The organism is Priestia sp. SIMBA_032 (assembly GCF_046535215.1).
Classification (GTDB): Bacteria; Bacillota; Bacilli; order Bacillales; family Bacillaceae_H; genus Priestia; species Priestia aryabhattai.
Genome location: NZ_JAWRXD010000044.1, coordinates 1 through 16,830 on the forward strand (window position 1 = coordinate 1; position 16,830 = coordinate 16,830).

Sequence of the window (16,830 nt, forward strand, 5' to 3'; positions counted from 1 at the left end):
TAATATCCTTTTAGGTGAATGCCTTCTTGTATAGCAAGCTTAATCACTTTTAAATGTTCTTCAATATATTTAATACGAGGAACATCTACAATTTCTCCATCAATAATCGGATCTTCATCACCAAGCCCATTTTCAGTTACATACATTTTAATATCACCATAACGATCTTTTAACATATGCAGTCCGTCTAAAAATCCTTGAGGTGAAATTTCCCATCCCCATTTTGTATAGTTTTTATCTCCCATTTTTACTGTGCGATAAAAGCCGTCAAATGATGGATTTCCAGGAGCTAAAGTAGAGGTTTCCCTTGAGTGCTCCATAGACGAAACAGTTTCATTGTTTTTCTCTACGCGAATTGGTTGATAATAATTAAGACCAATGAAATCATTGTGTTCGGCATTTCTTTTTAATGTATCTAGTTCTTCTTCTGTCCAGCTTGGAGTCCATCCTTTTTCTTTTAATTGCTGTACGACATAAGATGGATATTCGCCTTTTAAAATTGGATCATAATACCAAAACGTTTCATATTCATTCGCGTGTCTAGCTGCTAAGATATTTTCCTTTCTATCATCAACGCTATAAGCTGGTAAGAAAACATGTGTGATCCCAATTTCTCCATACTGCTTGAATTGCTTGTAGCTCTCTACAGCTTTTGCATGTGCGTAAAATACATAATGTGTAGCTTGAAAGTACTTTTTTTCATCGTTTTGAATACCGGGAGGATGAGCTCCTTTTAAATAGCCTAATCCACAAAACATAACGGTTTCATTGAACGTAATCCAATGTTTAACACGGTCTCCAAATGCTTTAAAACAAACCTCTGCATACTTAACGAACGCATCGGCTGTTCGTTTATTTGTCCATCCGCCGTCCTCTTCAAGCGTCACAGGCAGATCCCAGTGATACAGTGTTACAAATGGAACAATTCCATACTTTAAGCATTCATTAATCACTTGATTATAAAAATCTAATCCTTTTTGATTGACTTCTCCATCGCCAGTTGGCAAGATACGTGCCCACGAAATAGAAAAACGGTACGATTCTAACCCCATCTCAGCCATTAACTTAATGTCTTCCTTGTAGCGATGGTAATGGTCAATGGCTACATCTCCATTTGTGCCTTGATATGTTTTTCCAGGAAGCTTTGAAAAAACATCCCAATTGGTTTCGCCTTTCCCATCTTCATTCCATGCGCCTTCTATTTGATAAGAAGCTGATGCAGCTCCAAATAAAAAATCTTTTGCAAATTTCATGATAACACCCCTTATTTTTATGCTAATATCTATTATTTATTACTATATATTAAATTTATAGGTACAAATTTAATATAGATTATATACTTATTTTTTGCATTTGACTACAGAAAATGTAAGATAAAGACCTTTTTATTTTTATTTAATTGGAGAAAGTCTAGTTGTTTGGACATTTTCTGATCTCTCATCCATTTCATAAAAAAACGGACTGTTCGGACAACCCCTAGCATATAAAAACCCATTACTTCTTACATAATCAGCTACCCCTTACCTACTGCAGTAAGGGTTCTTTTTTATTTTTCGACTGGACAGGCAAGCATACTGAAGTAGCTACATAGTATCTAAAGAATTGTAACTCCATTCCCTAATTAGTATCTAGTTCAGTATCGTTACCTCGGTTATACAAGCTGTATACGCCTAGCGAGGCCCTTCGTGGAATCTGTAAGGGAGCTGAGCCGAAGAGGCGAAGGGGGCGACCGGATGTGTTGAGCTAAAATAACTGAGACATGAAAAGCGAAAAAATAAAAAGAATGAAAGTAGGTACCAACATGAGAAAAACACAATGGTTTAACTTTCGAAACTTCTTTCATAAACCTTCTTTAACCTCGTCCTTTTAATGCTTATTCGTTTGTTCCTTTTAGTCCACTTGCCATGCTTGATCCTACCATTCTAACCATAGGAGGTATTGTCTTAGGAATTGCCTTCATTGAACGGATGTTAGAGCGATTGGGTGTCATAGACCTTGCCGATCAGTTTGAAAAAGTGATGCGGTTTATCTTACCTGTCACCTTTTATGGAGCCTTATTTTACTTCTTTGCGACATTTATGTTTTAAGGAGGGTTTTAGATGTTTGAAAAGCTAAAATTGCGTGGAAAGCTTATTAAAGCGTTTCGTACGGCAGAGATTTATCGAGTCATAAAACGTGGTGATCGTACCTCCTATCAATTTCCGAAGATCCATCGGATTGATCATCAGCACACCTACACTCGGTATGCTTTTTCCTTATTGAATGGCATTGATCCTGAACTTTTAACTAAAAAAAGATGGGCATTACGACAAGTACTAGGCAGCAATATTGAAGTGAATGGCAGCTTGAAGAACTTTAGTATTACCGTTCATCACAAAAGCCTACCTAAAATGCTTAATTATAGTTATGAAGCCATTCATCCTCATATAGAGAAAATGGAGCTTCCGGTATGCATTGGTCAAGATATCTATGGAAATCCCGTTTCATGGGATTTTGCAGATTTAGAAACGTTATTGATTTCAGGCGAAATTGGAGCCGGAAAAAGCAGTCTCATGCGGGTTATCCTCACCACTTGGGTGAAATATACCTCTTCTGAAGACATGCGTTTAGTATTAGTCGATCTGAAACGAGCCGATTTGGGGTTATTTCAAGGGATTGAGCATGTAGATGCGCTTTGCTTTGAAGCAAAGGATATGAGAAAACCTTTTGCTTTATTACGAGCTGAAATGTATCGACGAGGCGATTTATTGTTAGAGCATGGGGTCACACATATAAGCAGGCTTCCATTTAAGCTTCCTCGAATTGTCGTGGTAATTGATGAAATGAGCATAGTGAAGAGAGAGACGGATCTTGTGGAGATGATTCAACAGTTTGCAAGCCAAGGCCGTGCGTTAGGTGTTCATACCATTATTGCGATGCAGCGTCCTGATGCGGATTTATTAAATTCAGCGTTAAAGGCTAACTTACGAGTACGAATCTCTGGAAGGCAGGCAGATGCAACAAATGCGAAAGTAGCCGGAGTGATTGGCGCAGAAGAAATCGATGCTGCAGCCAGGGGGCGTATGAAAATTAAAATTGATGACGTGAAAGAGTTTCAAGCCTACTTCTTAGATGAAGGAGCTGGTAAGGAAATACTTTCACCTTATAAAACACTCGTGAAAGATCCTGGACCAGAACTAGAAGTGGTATCACAGTCTATCTTCGGGTTATTAGAGAAGGAGGAACAGCGATGAGCTTTCGACTATCTCAGCGTGATAAAGACATCATAGCGTTTGTTAACCAGTTTAGAGCTGTGGATAGGGACTCATTAGTTAACCTCTTCTTTAAACAGCTCAAATCACCCGTAAATGCTTGTAATAGCGTCATGGTACGTTTATATCGATTAGGACTCATTGAACGCACACAGCAGTATTCTCCGACGGTCTATTTACCTGTAGATGCCAAAATCAAAAAGAACTCTCAAAAAATATTACATTTCCTTTCTATCTTGGATGTCTATAAACAAATGTGTACGTATAGTGTACCTAAACACGTCATTGTGGAAGATAAGCCCACTGGACGAAAAGGAGGGATTGAACCGGATCTCTTTTGGATTTTTAAAGGATCTCCTTTTTGGATTGAAATTCAACGAAATCAGTATTCCGAACAGAAAATGCAAGCGAAGATCAATCTCTATGAGGAGTTTTTCTTTTCAGATGAGTGGAAATTGTTGCACTGGCAGCCTGAAGAACGGACACCTATCTTCCCTTCCGTTATTTTGATTACACTTGTTCGTTATGCTGTTAATTCTGAGCACATCCGCATTATACAGGTAGCAAGTATCCACGAGCTCATGGAGAAATATAAGAACTCTGCAAAACAGGAGAGGCAAGTAAGACCAAAGTTATCGTCCTCAAATGGAATCAAAATTAATTTAACATAGGGTAATAAGAAGTTATGTCCTTTGATAAAAAAGAAAGCTACCCCATCGTTGCAGGACAAGTAGCTTTTAAGAGAATTCATAAACTAATTTATAAAAAGTCTGAATAACTTTATAACAAATTAAGAAATAAATCAATACAAGTTGACCTTGAACATATATATAACATGCATTTTTTATACATCTTCCTCTCACTTGGGTATCGAGTAAACGTAGTCATATCAGGGATGTATAAAAAGCTGCATATATGTAAACTAGCTACTTGGTGTCTTGAAATAAAAAAGTCCCATTGATATTACTCAATTTAAAGAAGGAGCTCTGTCTATCATATATAGCCCAAAAACAGAAAAAACAACTGGGTCCGTTCAGTTGTTTTTTCTGCTACATTTATTTGATTAAAGGATAGAAACTTTACAGCTTCTTGAGTAGTTTGTTCATAACATGTGAAATTATTCAATCTACTAGACACAACAAAAAAATAGACGGAATATTTCAATTAATTAGTTTACTTTGTAATCGCTTTCATTTATAATAAGGGTAGGTTGGATGGCATGAGTGGCTGTCATAGTATTTAGCGTAGGCGGGGCTGATACGAGGGAACAGGGCATAAAAGAAATGTCCTTTTTTATTTTTATGAAAAAAGTAAAAATAACATTTGATAATTTAAGTCAGGAAATATAACAGAATGATGGTTTTTTTATTCTAATTATGTAAAATGAAGTTGTGTAGAATCTACATAAAAAAGAAAGGATTACCTTTGGGGATAAGGTAGTCCTTTTTTTATTGGTTCGAAAATCACACAAATATTTATATTTTCAAAATATTAAGTGATGACATTGATCATCATAGATAGTAAGATATAAGTGGTCAGCCTAACGGTGGGTTCACGTTTGATAACCCAAATCATGCTTATAGGAAAGAGCATTTCTCATTTGAGAGGAATGCTCTTTTCTCTGTATAAGAAAAAGCAGGCTTAAGCCTGTTTTTGTAGCCTTAGAGGCTATTTTATAGTTAAGAAGTACGTATTAGTTCTTGTGAGGATTCTTGATACAAATTCAGAAACTGTTGAACAGCTTCTGTCATACATGATGTATTCCACTTCTTTAAGATACTTCTTTTTTGATTCTTAATCGTGCACTCTTCTTTATGGAAAATGTCTTGTATTGCTGAAATAGAATGACCATCAAGAGCAAAAACTTCTTGTCCTGCTTTAGTGAGTTGATTCATGAATACTTTCTCTTTCAAGATTTTCCATTCTTCTTCTACACTCTTCAGTCGAGCAACTTCATCAACTAAATCAGACGCTACACTCAAGATATGTTCAATACCCATTAATAGTTTTTCACTTTGATCCATGATAAGACCCTCCTATTTTTTGAAGGAAACCCGTGCTATAATAAAGGTCCAACGTTTTAATTGACACGGGGTGCTTCCTTTCCAGGGGAAGTGCCCTTTTATTATTTAGTTTGGTCTTGCATTATTTATAATAAAGTTTGATTAAAAATCCTGTATATAACAGGACTTTTTTGTTCGATAATAAGACTATTTTATTGAACAAGGGAGTGATATAGAAACAAAACTGGTGGTTTTAATTTACCTAACGAATTCTGTTCTATTATTGCTATACTAAGATTCGATGAGTTTTTAACGGATTTAAATGTTCATCATGAAGAAGGAGAGAATTGAATGGTTACTACAAAGACCCGAAAAAAGATTGCAGGAAATGATCTAGAAACTAATACACCAACTGTTGAACAGCTAGCGTATTATCGAATATTAGCTCCACTAAAAGTTAGATCACTCTTATCTCATCTTAATTCAAGTGAAAAGAAATCTATTTCCTTTGATTTTAAAAAAATGAAAAATGGGGATTTAGATCCTTTACGTCACACATTTATAGAAGAGGTAGACAAACAGCAAACAGGCTCTAATGAAACATCTGAAAACAAAGAATCTACGCCTTACAAAGTAGATTTTGTTAACATGCAAAAGAAAGCTTTTAATTTATATGAAGGAATAATTCACGTATATGGTATCCAGGACGACGGTATTAAGTTACCAGTGGAGGAAGTTAAAATAGATGAGTTGAAAATTGGAAAAAACGAAGTCGTTTATATGAACAATGAATCCATCCTTGTTACTTACCGAATCATTGACACAGAGAAGGGATTCAAGGTCGTTATAGAAGATACTTTAACGTTGGATTTTGATAGGAGAAAGAAATCTGGTCTATTCCATCTAGAAAGAGTAAAAAGTCTCCGTTCCTATATGAAATGTTTACGATTAATAAACTATTACATACAGCGCAATAAGTTTCCTTTTCAATCTCTACAGTTATCTGGTGGGACATTAAATTTAAAGGGACATCTCCAACAAATTGAGGAAGAGATTGAATCCTACAAAGAACTGATAGATATTTGTACTCAAATTGGAATAAGTGAAAATTATATATTTGATGATAAGGAAGATTTCCCTTCCCTATTCAATGCTATAATCAATATCTTTAAAAATAAACAATATAGCTTACTAAATATTCATCAAGAAAAACTAGAAAAAACGGAGATAATCAATATTGAACTTTCCAAATATGTGAAACTAGCATTAGTATATGCAGATGGATGTTTCCTTAACCTTTATAGTGAAGAAGCGTTAAAAATAACTGGTAGATATTCGTCTATAACAGATGTAGCTAGTAATCACGGGCAGGATACTGTTGAACCTGTTATGTTATCTGATAATCGGGAAAATTATGACCAAAAAGTAAGCATTTTCGCTTCTCGAAAAATTGAAGAAATGGTGAAAGATACAAACTTTGATTTTGACATAGTAAAATTATCTTTTGCCGATGAACATCATGATATACAAGCTGACTTAACAATTACTAGTTCTTTAGAGTATATAGACTTTTATGATAAAACCCTCGATGAAAATTATTTAGAGCTTGCTCTTGATCTAAACCAACGATACTTAGCTAAGTATTCTGAAGATGAAATTGCAAAGGTTAATATTTATCTCATTAAACTCAAGCAGGGCCATGAATTATCAGAAGATGAACAAAATGATCTTTATAACATACAAGCAAGAGCAGAAATGAATAACGAGCAAACAATATGTTTTGCATGTGAGGTTTTGTTGAAAAATAAGACAAAAGCGAAGAGAATATTTGCTACTCTTCCTGGTGAGGAAAAAGAAGAAATCATGGAATTTCCAATCTACCGTTTTTATCAAAACTTGAAGTAGTACGCTCATTTTCTTCTATATATAGATTGCTAGTAACCTTTTATAAGTTTTTTTATCCTTAATGCAATAAATAAGCCCTATTTGCCTATGATAGGGCTTATAAGTTAAAAAAGTCTTCTACTTTCGCCTTCGAGTCAAGTTTTTTTAAGATATTCATCACTTTTTTTATGGTTGAGCCAGATGGAATATAATTTGAGTCATTATAAATTTTACTAACTGTATGTCTATTTAAATTAGTTGCTTTAACTAATTTGGTTTGAGTATAGCCCTTGCCCATTAGGTATTTTCCTAACTTACTTTTTTTAGTGATTTTAGGCATACTAACACACTCCTTTTTATAAAGGATGCACGCATTCTAAAAAAACTATACATTTTTGTATAAAAAAACAGGCAAAAATCTTAATTTACAACATATAATAAACTATAAAATAAACAGTATATAAATATTGCTTATGCAGAGTTGGAATAATGTCGATATTTTGGTCATAATCATATAGCATGAATACAGTTAAGACCGCCTTATACACTGATACATATTGGGCGGTCTTTGTTACCGGTATTCTTTGAAATTAGACTTCACACAAAAAACCTTTACCTAGAGGGAAAAGGTTTTTTTGTGTGAATATTAGATAACGAGATACCACCATTCTAGCAAATCATTTTTCAAAAAAGGTTTTTAACCACTTATAAAAACTCTTCTTTTGTTGTTGTGCTTTTTTTAACGCTCGAATTTCACGAGCCATTGAGATTAATTGACGTTCGCGTTCCTCAAACTTGGCATCGATATAGCTTTGTATCTCTTTTATTTGTACCTCACATGATTCTAAGCTAAGGGTTTGCTTTTCAGTTGAAATGGTTGGTGGAGTGTCTGGTACTAGGTTGAATTTTTTTGCAACGGTTATAACGGCTTTTTCTAAGGTCATCTCGGGAGAAGCATAAATTCTTTTTAGTTCATGAAAGATGGTAACGTCGTCGTTCGTATAAGCTAATCTACCGTTTTTTTTAGTGAATCGCACACCAATTTTGGCAAAATGGAAGTTGTATTTTCGTATAGTTGCTATGGGCAAACCAAGTATATCAGCTAATTCTTCGGTGGTATATGCTGCTTCTGCGGTTATGACTCTCAACATATGATCACCTCCTCTTATCAAGAGAACTATTCTAGGTATATACGTTAAAACCTTCAATTAATAAGAGAACGAGATATTATATCTTGTAATGCTATTGTTACTATAGTAATCGGTATTCTCAATTGAGGGTATATTATCATGTTTAGCTATTTACTAACGTCATAGATTAAATATTTGGCCTCTCCCCTCATCGTGATGGTTTTTCCTGATTCAGCGATGCATTTAGCTATATAAACATAAACTATCTAAAGAGATTAATCTAATAAATCTTTAAATAGTGCTATCTTAATTTTAAAGTGTAATATCTACTGGATTTGAGTCAATAATTTAGATATAACAAAGTCGTCATGGTGCCAGATGAGCTAATTGTAGCATTGATAAATGTTAGAGTTTTATTTTTAGAGGATTAAATCTTTTGTTAAATAAAAATCTATTTTTGAATTCCTGTTTTATTTAGGGAATTACAAATCTATAAACTCGGAAATAAAACAATAATGATTCATTTCTGGTTTTATTAAACTTAAAACATTTTAAAGTTGTGTTTGTAAAAGAATAAATGAATTATCTTTTAAATTATTGATTTTTTGTACGTTGATGTTTTCAATAATTTCACAGCATGTTTGTTATAATTAAGCAATAAAATTCAGTTGAACATAAAATTAATCTTAAAATGATAATTAAAGCAATCATAAGTAAATTCCGATTTAGATATTTTTATGAAATTGATAAATAATTAAATAAAGATATTATTGTTTTTTATTATTTATTAGTTATTAGTTAACAAAATAAAAAACTAGGAATGATTTTTCCTAGTTTGAGAATAGCTTTTGCCATAATGTCTTCTTTTGATTTTGTTCTTTAATCAACTCTTTTTGAGTATGAGTAAATGCATTTAAAAGGTCTTCATCTCTTTGTTTTAATAACTCTTTTAGATTAGTATTTATCAGTTCTTCAAAATTCTGTTTGCTTTGATTTAACTCCTGTTCAGCTGAATTATCTTTTAGCGTTTCTTGAGTTTTTCTAATGTTTTCAAGAAGAATTTTATCACGTTTTTTTAGGCTGTTTTCTATGTATGCTTCTAAGTCTTTATTTTCTGTTTTTACTTCAATCATTTGCTGCTTTGTTGCTGCAATTTCTTTATTTGCAATAGCTAACTCTTTTTGAGTAGAAATAAGTTCCTTTGTTAGAAGCTCCAATTTTTCTGAAAGAATCCTGTTAAATTCTATTTGTTGGTTCTGACCTTCAATTAGGTGATCTATCTTCTTTTCTAAAATAGACCGTTCTACGTGGTCATTAATAGTCATTTCTTCACCATTACGCCATTGTTTCACTTGATCCCAGGACCAACCTTGCTCATGAATTTTCTTCTTTATACTGTTAAGTGTCTCTAGATTCTCTTTTGTAAACCTTCTATGACCTTTTCCATAATCAGTGCCTGTCCACTCTGTAATAATATTGAATTCTTCGCACCATTTACGAAGCAAATCTCCAGAGATACCCAGTATATTTACCACTTCTTTTGGTAAGTACAATTTTTCAGACATAACTACACCTCCATATGTCAATTAATAATTAATATAATACAAGAATCATGCAATTGATTTTGAAGTGAAACGTACCATAGGATTATTAACGTAGATTCTAATAAAATTGTTCTTATCTCATTATTGATTCTATATTAACTGCTAACTTCTTCTATGTAAATCTTAAAGCAATAATAATGTAATAACTAATTCCTGAATAAGATTATTGTTTTATCTTTTAAACAATAACTATCATTATTGATTAAAACGAAACGGAAAAAACTTATTATTGATTTAATTATCGTTTAAATGCATTTAAGTTAATCTTAAGTTCAACAAAAAATACATTTTAACTAAAAAATAAGTTCTTTTTTTATTCGCAAACCCGAATCCTTCCTTGAATTAACCTTAAGTTCAACTCATATTTGGATATTAGAACACACAAATAGGGTAATAGCTCTAAAATAGCTTCATTCAACTAATGATATATCAAAGATAAAATGATTAAGTTTAGCAGAGCCAAAAGGAAAGTTAAAGCATTCTTTTTAATTTAAGGACTTATAATAATACAATCAAAAATGAAAATGAAATCATATAGTAGATGAGCTATATGTAGAAAGTGGCTTTCAAGATAAATAGACAGCAAACAACTATGAAAGGGAACACCTTATAGTTGTTTGCTGTCCATTACGAATAACTAGCAATTCTTAGCTAAAAATGCTTTATTTTTGATATTCATAGATAACAGGAACTTTGTCCATTTTAACGGTTTTGGCCACAATATAACGACGATAGCCATCTTTCAATACCTTCGATTCTTTCTCAATCGTTAACGGTTTGTCAAGTTGTCCTGTACGCTTCACAAATTCAATGACTTCTTCTGTTTTCACAGGGTTTGGACGTGTCTTTAAGAAGGCTTCAGGAACGATAATGTCCTCAAAACTCACGACATCCTTTGTCCCTTTTGGCTGAATAGGTTGCTGCTTCTTTGGTTGTGCAGCCTTTTTCTCTTGAACGGGTGTTTCGTTCACTTCTGGCTGTACAGTTTTCGCTTCTTTTGCTACAGGCTGTTGTTTTTCTTCCTGCTTAGTAGCTGCAACCTCTTGTTGTGCCTTAGAAGCCTCTTGTTTCGCTTCTTTTTTATCATTTGACTCATTGGCTTCTTTATCGTTTTTATTTGGGAGAACGGTAATCTGGTAGCAGATAACACCTATTTCGCCAGGGCATTCATCAATTGGAATATCCAGCGTTGGTTCTCCTTGAATTAAGATTTTTTCATGTATAATACTCTTTTTTGTTAGTCCGGTTTTATTAAAGGCTTTCTTTGCAACAAACACGGTATACGAAATAAAAGTGCTCTTTTTCAGACCTTTAGGCGCAGAAGGTGAACCTTTTTCACGCATATCAAAGGCAACGTAGCGATCGTATTCTCGTAAGGGACCTGTCGCAGATCCTGTTAGTGTCATTTTATGCGGCATAGTGATCTCCTCCTACATAGATTTATATATTAATTATTTAGAAGTATGTTCTAAATAATAATACTCTTACTAAACCTCAGCTTCCAAGGGATTTCTTCACTTTTTGATTACGAAACGGTGTCCTGTAATTGGGCATGTTCGTGTAATAAAGCTTGTTCTTCTGGTGTTAAGGCTTGTCCTAGATCCTGTTTCAGCTGCGCCATTTCTAACGAACTGTACGTAGAACTATGCTCTTGAAGTAGGCTTTCTTCTTCAGGTGTTAGTTCTTGCCCTAAATCTTGTTTTAATTGGATCATTTCAAGCTGCTGATCCAGAGAGATAGCTGTTTCTTGTGTACATTTTTTTTGCTCCTGTTCAGCTTTTAACCAAGCAGGAACCAATTCCTTACGGATGATATGTTTAGGCGTAAATAACGCTGCTGTTTCAGCCTCAGTATGTATGTCTGACTCAGATGATGGTTCTTCTGTATTCCCTTTTAGTAGATTTGTAAATTGATTGAATGCAATTTGATAAACAAGACGGCACATTTCATCCAGTGATAGGGTAGTACCCTTATGATTCGCTTCATGGACATATTTATCTAAACCAACAATGGCTGTATAAGCGACTTCATGAACTTGCTCTTTGATAATCTCAATCTCTGTATCTCGTTTTACTGCTTTTGCTGCATTTCGAATACGAGCATAAAAGTCTTTTAGTTGATGACCATATTTCCCTGCATACACGTTATTTACTTTCTTAGGAACACCTTTGATATAAGCAAATGACTGTGAAGCAGATATTAAATGATTATTTAAATGCTTTTTAGGTAAATCAAGGTTAATAAAGGGGGACGACGTTTTTTCGCCCTCAAAGCTTGGTGTATCAACGTTTTCAGCACGTTCTGGACTTGTCACAGGACTTGTCACAGGAGTTGTCATTTCTTCTTGTTGATGCGTTTGAATGCCTGTTGTATCATGTGCAAAAAAGATTTCCTCACAGATTTGATCAAAATTCGTATGGCTTTTAAGGATAAACACATAGCTATCAGGATGAGCACCTGTCGTATCTTCTTTGATATAACGGGCCACGATCATAAACGGTGTTGCCTTTAACGATTTTACAAATCGAGAAACGGTACTTTGGGATACATCAAATTTCTCCATAAGTGTTTTGGAGTGAATGGCTTGAATGCCTGTAGCAACAAGGTTATAAATCACGTAATCTAACATTTCCATACGCTTTTTAGGGAATACTTTATGTAGGGCTTCTTGTTGTTGTTTAAAGTATGTACGAAGTGTTTCTAAAAACGCTTCTTTCTTTTTACGAAGGGTCGGTTTTTCTTTCCATAACCATTTAAATCGACCGTTGAAGGTATTTACATCTGGTAAATAGCAAGTCAATATCTTTGTCATTTGTTCATCTTCTCCTTTAAGGAACACAAAAAAGACACTGTTTCCCTGAAGAAAGGAAAACAATGTCTTAATTAAGATAAACTAAGCCCTTGAAATAGATGTCAATTTCGTATAAAATAAAACCATAAGTTTTATTTTGTACAAAACTAACTCTATTAACAAGAGACTTCGACAAGTGTTTTCCCTAGTCGCATTAGGGGGAACGGTTTAAGGGTGCTTCCAACACCTCTTAAACAGTTGAAGTCTTTTTTCTATTCCGGTCATTTTTGTTAATTTAATTATAGCGTTAACTAGTCTTATAATTCAATAAAAAATTAGCAAAATATATCAAAACAAGTATTTTTAGCTACGATACGTTTGTTATTTCTTTAGGAGTCGACTTCATCATAGCTGAATTTGTGGAATCTGGGGAGGGGTATTTTTTTACCCCTTCCTAAATAGTTAGAAGTGTGTTATAATGCTGCACTTTTATAACGTTAAAGATCTGGTAATTTGTACACTTTTAATGATAAGGGTAAATAGCTATTCTGGGTAGGGTGATTTTTTCTAGTCCTTTTTTGGTAAATGGGGTGAGAAAAAATCACCCTATTCAATATGCTCATAATATGATATAAGTAGCTTTTAACTATAAAGGCAGAGGGATATTTTTGGCCTTAAAGATCGGACAGGAGGTTCTTTTATTAGTTATATAGAAGTTATAAGTTGATCCTAAGTTAAACTCTTTTGTTTAGATTTAAAAATAGAGGAGTAAACGACTTGGAGTTAGCAAAAAGTAATGCGCTACTATGTAGTTCATTCAATTTTTACTGTATTGTTTGTGAGAGGGAAGCGTGTACTTTATCTTGTTCCTTAAGGTGGCTCTGTGAGGTTCTTACGCTTTATATAAGCTCATTTAATATACTCTAAATAGTTTAAACGCTTTTTGTATTGTTAGAAGCTCACAATGCCTGTTAAAAGTCTCAGCAACAAACTACATAGCTTAGAAGGTTGCCGATGAAACAAACGTAATGTATCTATCAAGACATCGTTATGTTACCCATAAATGACCTATTTGAACTTAGCTAATACAAATCTTCATCTCACTATACTATAGAAGTAGAAAAAGCAGGCTAAGGCCTGCTTTTATAAACGCTACGATTAATCTTCAAATAAATGGTCCATTTCTTCTGCTGCTTCCCGTTTTCTTTTTTCCCTGAACTGCATTTTTTCTTCTTGAATCTTATGTAGCGCAACTCTTTTGGCCTTCTTAGTAGCTTCTGTTTCACCGAACTGTGTGGACTTAAACTTTTGAATATTTAAATGGTCGTATAAATTATTAACGAGTTCCATTAATACCCGAGTGTCTATTTGTGTGTTCTTTGTCGTTTCTTTTATCTCACTTAACTCATCGTCTAAGTACTGGTAAAATCCACTTGCTCTTTTCAGGTAAGCCTGACCTATTGCGTCAATTGTAGCAGCGTCTAAAAATGTTTCATCGGGCTCATTATTTTTTAATCGTTCATATTTTCGAATGATATCTGCAACGGCATCCCCTGGAAAACGGTAGCCTCTTTCTTTCATATGTTTATGAAGATATTCATCAGCCTCTTCACTCAAAGAAATCATTCTTCTGTGTTTGCTTGCGGTCATTATTCTTCATCCTCTCCAAAGAGTTTATTGAATGTGCGATCCATATTTGCCATCGCATCTGAGCATCTTTGCATTGTATCTATCGTTCGATCATACAAATCATCAATAGCTTGTTCTTGCTTTTCTACTTCTTCCATAATCGATAATGTTTCAATTTGTTCTTTCAAAAAAGCTTGTCGAGAAAGACCTTTTTCTTTGGCTAAACGATCTACTTTACTCACAGCAACCGGACATACATTTCTCACTTTAATCTCCATGTTTGTTCTCCTTTTCTGTGTTTTTATTGCATCAACATAAAAAACGTAAAAAACATCTTGAAGAGCATAAGGGGTTTTTGCCCCCACAGGGTGTGTGGGGCTAGGCAGAGCCTAGCTTCACCGTGATACCACGAAAGTTGCTTAGGTGCACACCTTAAGGTTCCTTTCTGAGTATATAGTGTGGATATAAAGTCCCTTTTACAGGTGACTTATGGTGTATATTCTGGTGATGTGAAGTCTCTCTGAAGGTCACGTCAGTTTATCAAGATTGAAGAAGTTTTCTTGGTGATTCGTACTCTAAATGTTGAAATTTTTTAACGGCTTCTTTCATGGAGGATACACCTAATTTGCGTATAATAGTTTGTCTTTGTGATTTGATTGTGGCTTCTTCTTTAGACAGAATCAACTGCATTTCCCGTCCAGAATATCCATCCAAAGCAAGCTCAAAAATCTGTTGTTCAGCAAAGGTAAATTGATTGAGAAATACTTTTTCTTTCAGGATTTTGCATTCTTCTTCTACACGTTTTAGTCGATCAACTTCATCAACTAAATCAGATGCCACACTCAAAATATGTTCAATTCCCATTAAAAGTTTTTCACTTTGATCCATGATAAGACCCTCCTGTTTTTTGAGGGCAACCCATGTTATAATAGAAGTCCTTACGAGTTCTACATGGGGTGCTTTCCTGGCAGGGAAAGTGCCCTTTTATTTTGTTTTTTCACTTTACTTCTTTGAATCTTTAAAGAGTTCTTTTTCCAAAAGTTGAACAAGAAATTCTTTTTTGCTCACACCTTCTTCAATACATCTCTTTGCAAATTCTTTAAACAACTCTTCGGGGATATCAGCATTTAAACGCTTAAATCCAGACGGTGTTTTAGTCATATAATCCCTCACACTTTTTAAATACAAGTCACTCATTTGAGTGACTTGTATTTAGTTTAAAGGATATAATTACCAGGGTCAATAACTTTATGTTGTTTTCTATATCTGAAAATTGGATATTATTCACTCTATTTAAACCTTTACTCCATAAAGAACCTGCTATAATGGCAGTGTCGAGAATGAGGAGGATTATAAAATGAAAGAAAGGATAAAACGAATTATTTTAGAGTTAATTAAGCAAAGGAATGATAATGTTTCATTCGCTGAGATTGAACGTACATTAGAGAAAAAGGGTATAAATTATCAAGGGGATTACAGTATCCATATGCCAAGCAATCGAAATGTAAAGCTATGGATAGGAATGTCTGAAGATTTTTGTAAGGCCATTCTAGAATTAATGTTTGATGATCGTGCAATCATACCTCGAAATGTTCCGAGTACAGTATATATATTTGATGGGAAAGTGCCAGACTATCCAGTGGCCGAAAATCTATATCACATGTATAAAACGGAAAGGTGGATTCCTATAGCGTTTGCTCTTGGTAATCTATATGAAGAGTGATTTCAATTAAGAGAGAGGGCCTTGTTTATTTAGAATAGAAGAAAAAATTAATACTAGTATAAAATAGACTCCAACAGTTTTTTGTTTGTCCTTTTTATTAGAGGAAGGAATATAATAAAAGAGAATTCTCTTTTCAAGTGAACACACGTTCAATTAATTGTACATATTATAAAGAAGAATTTAATGAAAAGAGGAGATGAACAAAAGAAAAAAGCCATGCTAATCGAAACTAGTTTGGCCTCCAGGATAACATGTGCAGTGATATCGAAAGATATTTTCATTATAACCTATTGGATTTAATGGCAGAAAGCTGATAAAAAACCAAATGAATAATAGAAAACCTTAACTGAATTATAATAAAAAAAAGAGTGCTTCTCCTGTAGAGGGAAGCACTCTTTTTTGAAATTGAAGTATTGGTGGCCTTGATTATAGCATGTTTTAGCTCTAAAAGATAGGTGATCTTTATGATAGTCCAAGTTTCATGCGGTTAACGGTAGATTGACTGTATTTGTTTTTTTATTGAAAATTACGCAAAAAAATATAAAAATGTATTGATTTTTTGATTTAAGTATATTATTATAATAAAGCGTCGTTGAGAGAAATTAAAAACAACGTTTTTTAAAAACATTGACAAAGAGTTAATGTTTTGATAAAATTATAAAGTTGCTTTAGAGCGACGATTGAACTTTGAAAACTGAACAAAGCGACAAACGTCAACGTTAATTTTTTTTATTTTATATGAGCAAGTCAAACATTTCTTCGGAGAGTTTGATCCTGGCTCAGGATGAACGCTGGCGGCGTGCCTAATACATGCA

General features: G+C 33.8%; 15 protein-coding genes and 1 rRNA gene. 5 read left to right on the plus strand and 11 right to left on the minus strand.

Annotated elements, in window-relative coordinates; all coding sequences use genetic code 11:
- On the minus strand, positions 1 to 1,253 hold a 1,253-nt coding region (locus tag SB717_RS32425; protein ID WP_410906851.1), incomplete at its 3' end, for a glycoside hydrolase family 1 protein.
- An 846-nt stretch (positions 1,254 to 2,099) separates the two neighbouring features.
- Here SB717_RS32425 and SB717_RS32430 point away from each other — a divergent pair.
- Positions 2,100 to 3,233: an FtsK/SpoIIIE domain-containing protein gene (locus tag SB717_RS32430; RefSeq protein WP_410906853.1), complete on the plus strand. Its 1,134-nt coding sequence runs from the start codon at positions 2,100 to 2,102 to the stop codon at positions 3,231 to 3,233.
- Entirely contained in the window at positions 3,230 to 3,922 is a 693-nt protein-coding gene (locus tag SB717_RS32435) for a hypothetical protein (protein ID WP_410906855.1), read from the plus strand. The genes SB717_RS32430 and SB717_RS32435 overlap by 4 nt, the downstream gene beginning before the upstream one ends.
- Before the next feature lie 1,008 nt (positions 3,923 to 4,930).
- Here SB717_RS32435 and SB717_RS32440 read toward each other — a convergent pair.
- The gene (locus SB717_RS32440) at positions 4,931 to 5,275 is read right to left on the minus strand and encodes a LuxR family transcriptional regulator (RefSeq protein WP_410906857.1); all 345 of its coding nucleotides are present in this window, start codon (positions 5,273 to 5,275) and stop codon (positions 4,931 to 4,933) included.
- A 330-nt stretch (positions 5,276 to 5,605) separates the two neighbouring features.
- Here SB717_RS32440 and SB717_RS32445 point away from each other — a divergent pair, with 330 nt between their 5' ends.
- On the plus strand, positions 5,606 to 7,159 hold the full coding sequence (locus SB717_RS32445; RefSeq protein WP_410906859.1) for a DUF4365 domain-containing protein: 1,554 nt from the start codon (positions 5,606 to 5,608) through the stop codon (positions 7,157 to 7,159).
- A gap of 97 nt (positions 7,160 to 7,256) precedes the next feature.
- On the opposite strand, the gene SB717_RS32450 is transcribed toward SB717_RS32445, so the two are convergent.
- The 9 genes from SB717_RS32450 to SB717_RS32490 all read right to left on the minus strand — a co-directional run bounded on the left by SB717_RS32450 (position 7,257) and on the right by SB717_RS32490 (position 15,453).
- A complete protein-coding gene (locus tag SB717_RS32450) occupies positions 7,257 to 7,478 on the minus strand; it encodes a helix-turn-helix domain-containing protein (protein ID WP_075422544.1) in 222 nt (73 codons plus the stop codon).
- 337 nt (positions 7,479 to 7,815) lie between these two features.
- A complete protein-coding gene (locus tag SB717_RS32455; protein WP_410906861.1) occupies positions 7,816 to 8,289 on the minus strand; it encodes a hypothetical protein in 474 nt (157 codons plus the stop codon).
- An 809-nt stretch (positions 8,290 to 9,098) separates the two neighbouring features.
- Positions 9,099 to 9,833 (minus strand): MerR family transcriptional regulator, encoded by a 735-nt coding sequence (locus SB717_RS32460; RefSeq protein ID WP_016766065.1) that lies wholly within the window; start codon positions 9,831 to 9,833, stop codon positions 9,099 to 9,101.
- Between the two features lie 701 nt (positions 9,834 to 10,534).
- Positions 10,535 to 11,290, minus strand: a complete 756-nt coding sequence (locus tag SB717_RS32465; RefSeq protein WP_410906863.1) for a plasmid stabilization protein — start codon at positions 11,288 to 11,290, stop codon at positions 10,535 to 10,537.
- Between the two features lie 107 nt (positions 11,291 to 11,397).
- The gene (locus SB717_RS32470) at positions 11,398 to 12,684 is read right to left on the minus strand and encodes a replication protein (RefSeq protein ID WP_410906865.1); all 1,287 of its coding nucleotides are present in this window, start codon (positions 12,682 to 12,684) and stop codon (positions 11,398 to 11,400) included.
- Between the two features lie 1,137 nt (positions 12,685 to 13,821).
- Positions 13,822 to 14,313: a hypothetical protein gene (locus SB717_RS32475; protein ID WP_410906867.1), complete on the minus strand. Its 492-nt coding sequence runs from the start codon at positions 14,311 to 14,313 to the stop codon at positions 13,822 to 13,824.
- Positions 14,313 to 14,570, minus strand: coding sequence for a hypothetical protein (locus tag SB717_RS32480; protein ID WP_410906869.1), 258 nt, complete (start codon positions 14,568 to 14,570; stop codon positions 14,313 to 14,315). The genes SB717_RS32475 and SB717_RS32480 overlap by 1 nt, the downstream gene beginning before the upstream one ends.
- A 262-nt stretch (positions 14,571 to 14,832) precedes the next feature.
- A complete protein-coding gene (locus tag SB717_RS32485; RefSeq protein ID WP_410906871.1) occupies positions 14,833 to 15,180 on the minus strand; it encodes a helix-turn-helix transcriptional regulator in 348 nt (115 codons plus the stop codon).
- 114 nt (positions 15,181 to 15,294) lie between these two features.
- Complete coding sequence (locus SB717_RS32490) at positions 15,295 to 15,453, minus strand: hypothetical protein (RefSeq protein ID WP_155404447.1); 159 nt, start codon at positions 15,451 to 15,453, stop codon at positions 15,295 to 15,297.
- 196 nt (positions 15,454 to 15,649) lie between these two features.
- On the opposite strand from SB717_RS32490, the gene SB717_RS32495 reads away from it, so the two are divergent.
- The gene (locus SB717_RS32495; protein ID WP_410906873.1) at positions 15,650 to 16,015 is read left to right on the plus strand and encodes a hypothetical protein; all 366 of its coding nucleotides are present in this window, start codon (positions 15,650 to 15,652) and stop codon (positions 16,013 to 16,015) included.
- A gap of 756 nt (positions 16,016 to 16,771) precedes the next feature.
- Positions 16,772 to 16,830 (plus strand): 16S ribosomal RNA (locus SB717_RS32500); the annotation flags it as partial.

Bases quoted from the DNA above. Each gene is read 5' to 3' on its own strand.
- SB717_RS32430 (WP_410906853.1), top strand. From the start codon at position 2,100: ATGTTTGAAAAGCTAAAATTGCGTGGAAAGCTTATTAAAGCGTTTCGT.
- SB717_RS32435 (WP_410906855.1), top strand. From the start codon at position 3,230: ATGAGCTTTCGACTATCTCAGCGTGATAAAGACATCATAGCGTTTGTT.
- SB717_RS32440 (WP_410906857.1), bottom strand. From the start codon at position 5,275: ATGGATCAAAGTGAAAAACTATTAATGGGTATTGAACATATCTTGAGT.
- SB717_RS32445 (WP_410906859.1), top strand. From the start codon at position 5,606: ATGGTTACTACAAAGACCCGAAAAAAGATTGCAGGAAATGATCTAGAA.
- SB717_RS32450 (WP_075422544.1), bottom strand. From the start codon at position 7,478: ATGCCTAAAATCACTAAAAAAAGTAAGTTAGGAAAATACCTAATGGGC.
- SB717_RS32455 (WP_410906861.1), bottom strand. From the start codon at position 8,289: ATGTTGAGAGTCATAACCGCAGAAGCAGCATATACCACCGAAGAATTA.
- SB717_RS32460 (WP_016766065.1), bottom strand. From the start codon at position 9,833: ATGTCTGAAAAATTGTACTTACCAAAAGAAGTGGTAAATATACTGGGT.
- SB717_RS32465 (WP_410906863.1), bottom strand. From the start codon at position 11,290: ATGCCGCATAAAATGACACTAACAGGATCTGCGACAGGTCCCTTACGA.
- SB717_RS32470 (WP_410906865.1), bottom strand. From the start codon at position 12,684: ATGACAAAGATATTGACTTGCTATTTACCAGATGTAAATACCTTCAAC.
- SB717_RS32475 (WP_410906867.1), bottom strand. From the start codon at position 14,313: ATGACCGCAAGCAAACACAGAAGAATGATTTCTTTGAGTGAAGAGGCT.
- SB717_RS32480 (WP_410906869.1), bottom strand. From the start codon at position 14,570: ATGGAGATTAAAGTGAGAAATGTATGTCCGGTTGCTGTGAGTAAAGTA.
- SB717_RS32485 (WP_410906871.1), bottom strand. From the start codon at position 15,180: ATGGATCAAAGTGAAAAACTTTTAATGGGAATTGAACATATTTTGAGT.
- SB717_RS32490 (WP_155404447.1), bottom strand. From the start codon at position 15,453: ATGACTAAAACACCGTCTGGATTTAAGCGTTTAAATGCTGATATCCCC.
- SB717_RS32495 (WP_410906873.1), top strand. From the start codon at position 15,650: ATGAAAGAAAGGATAAAACGAATTATTTTAGAGTTAATTAAGCAAAGG.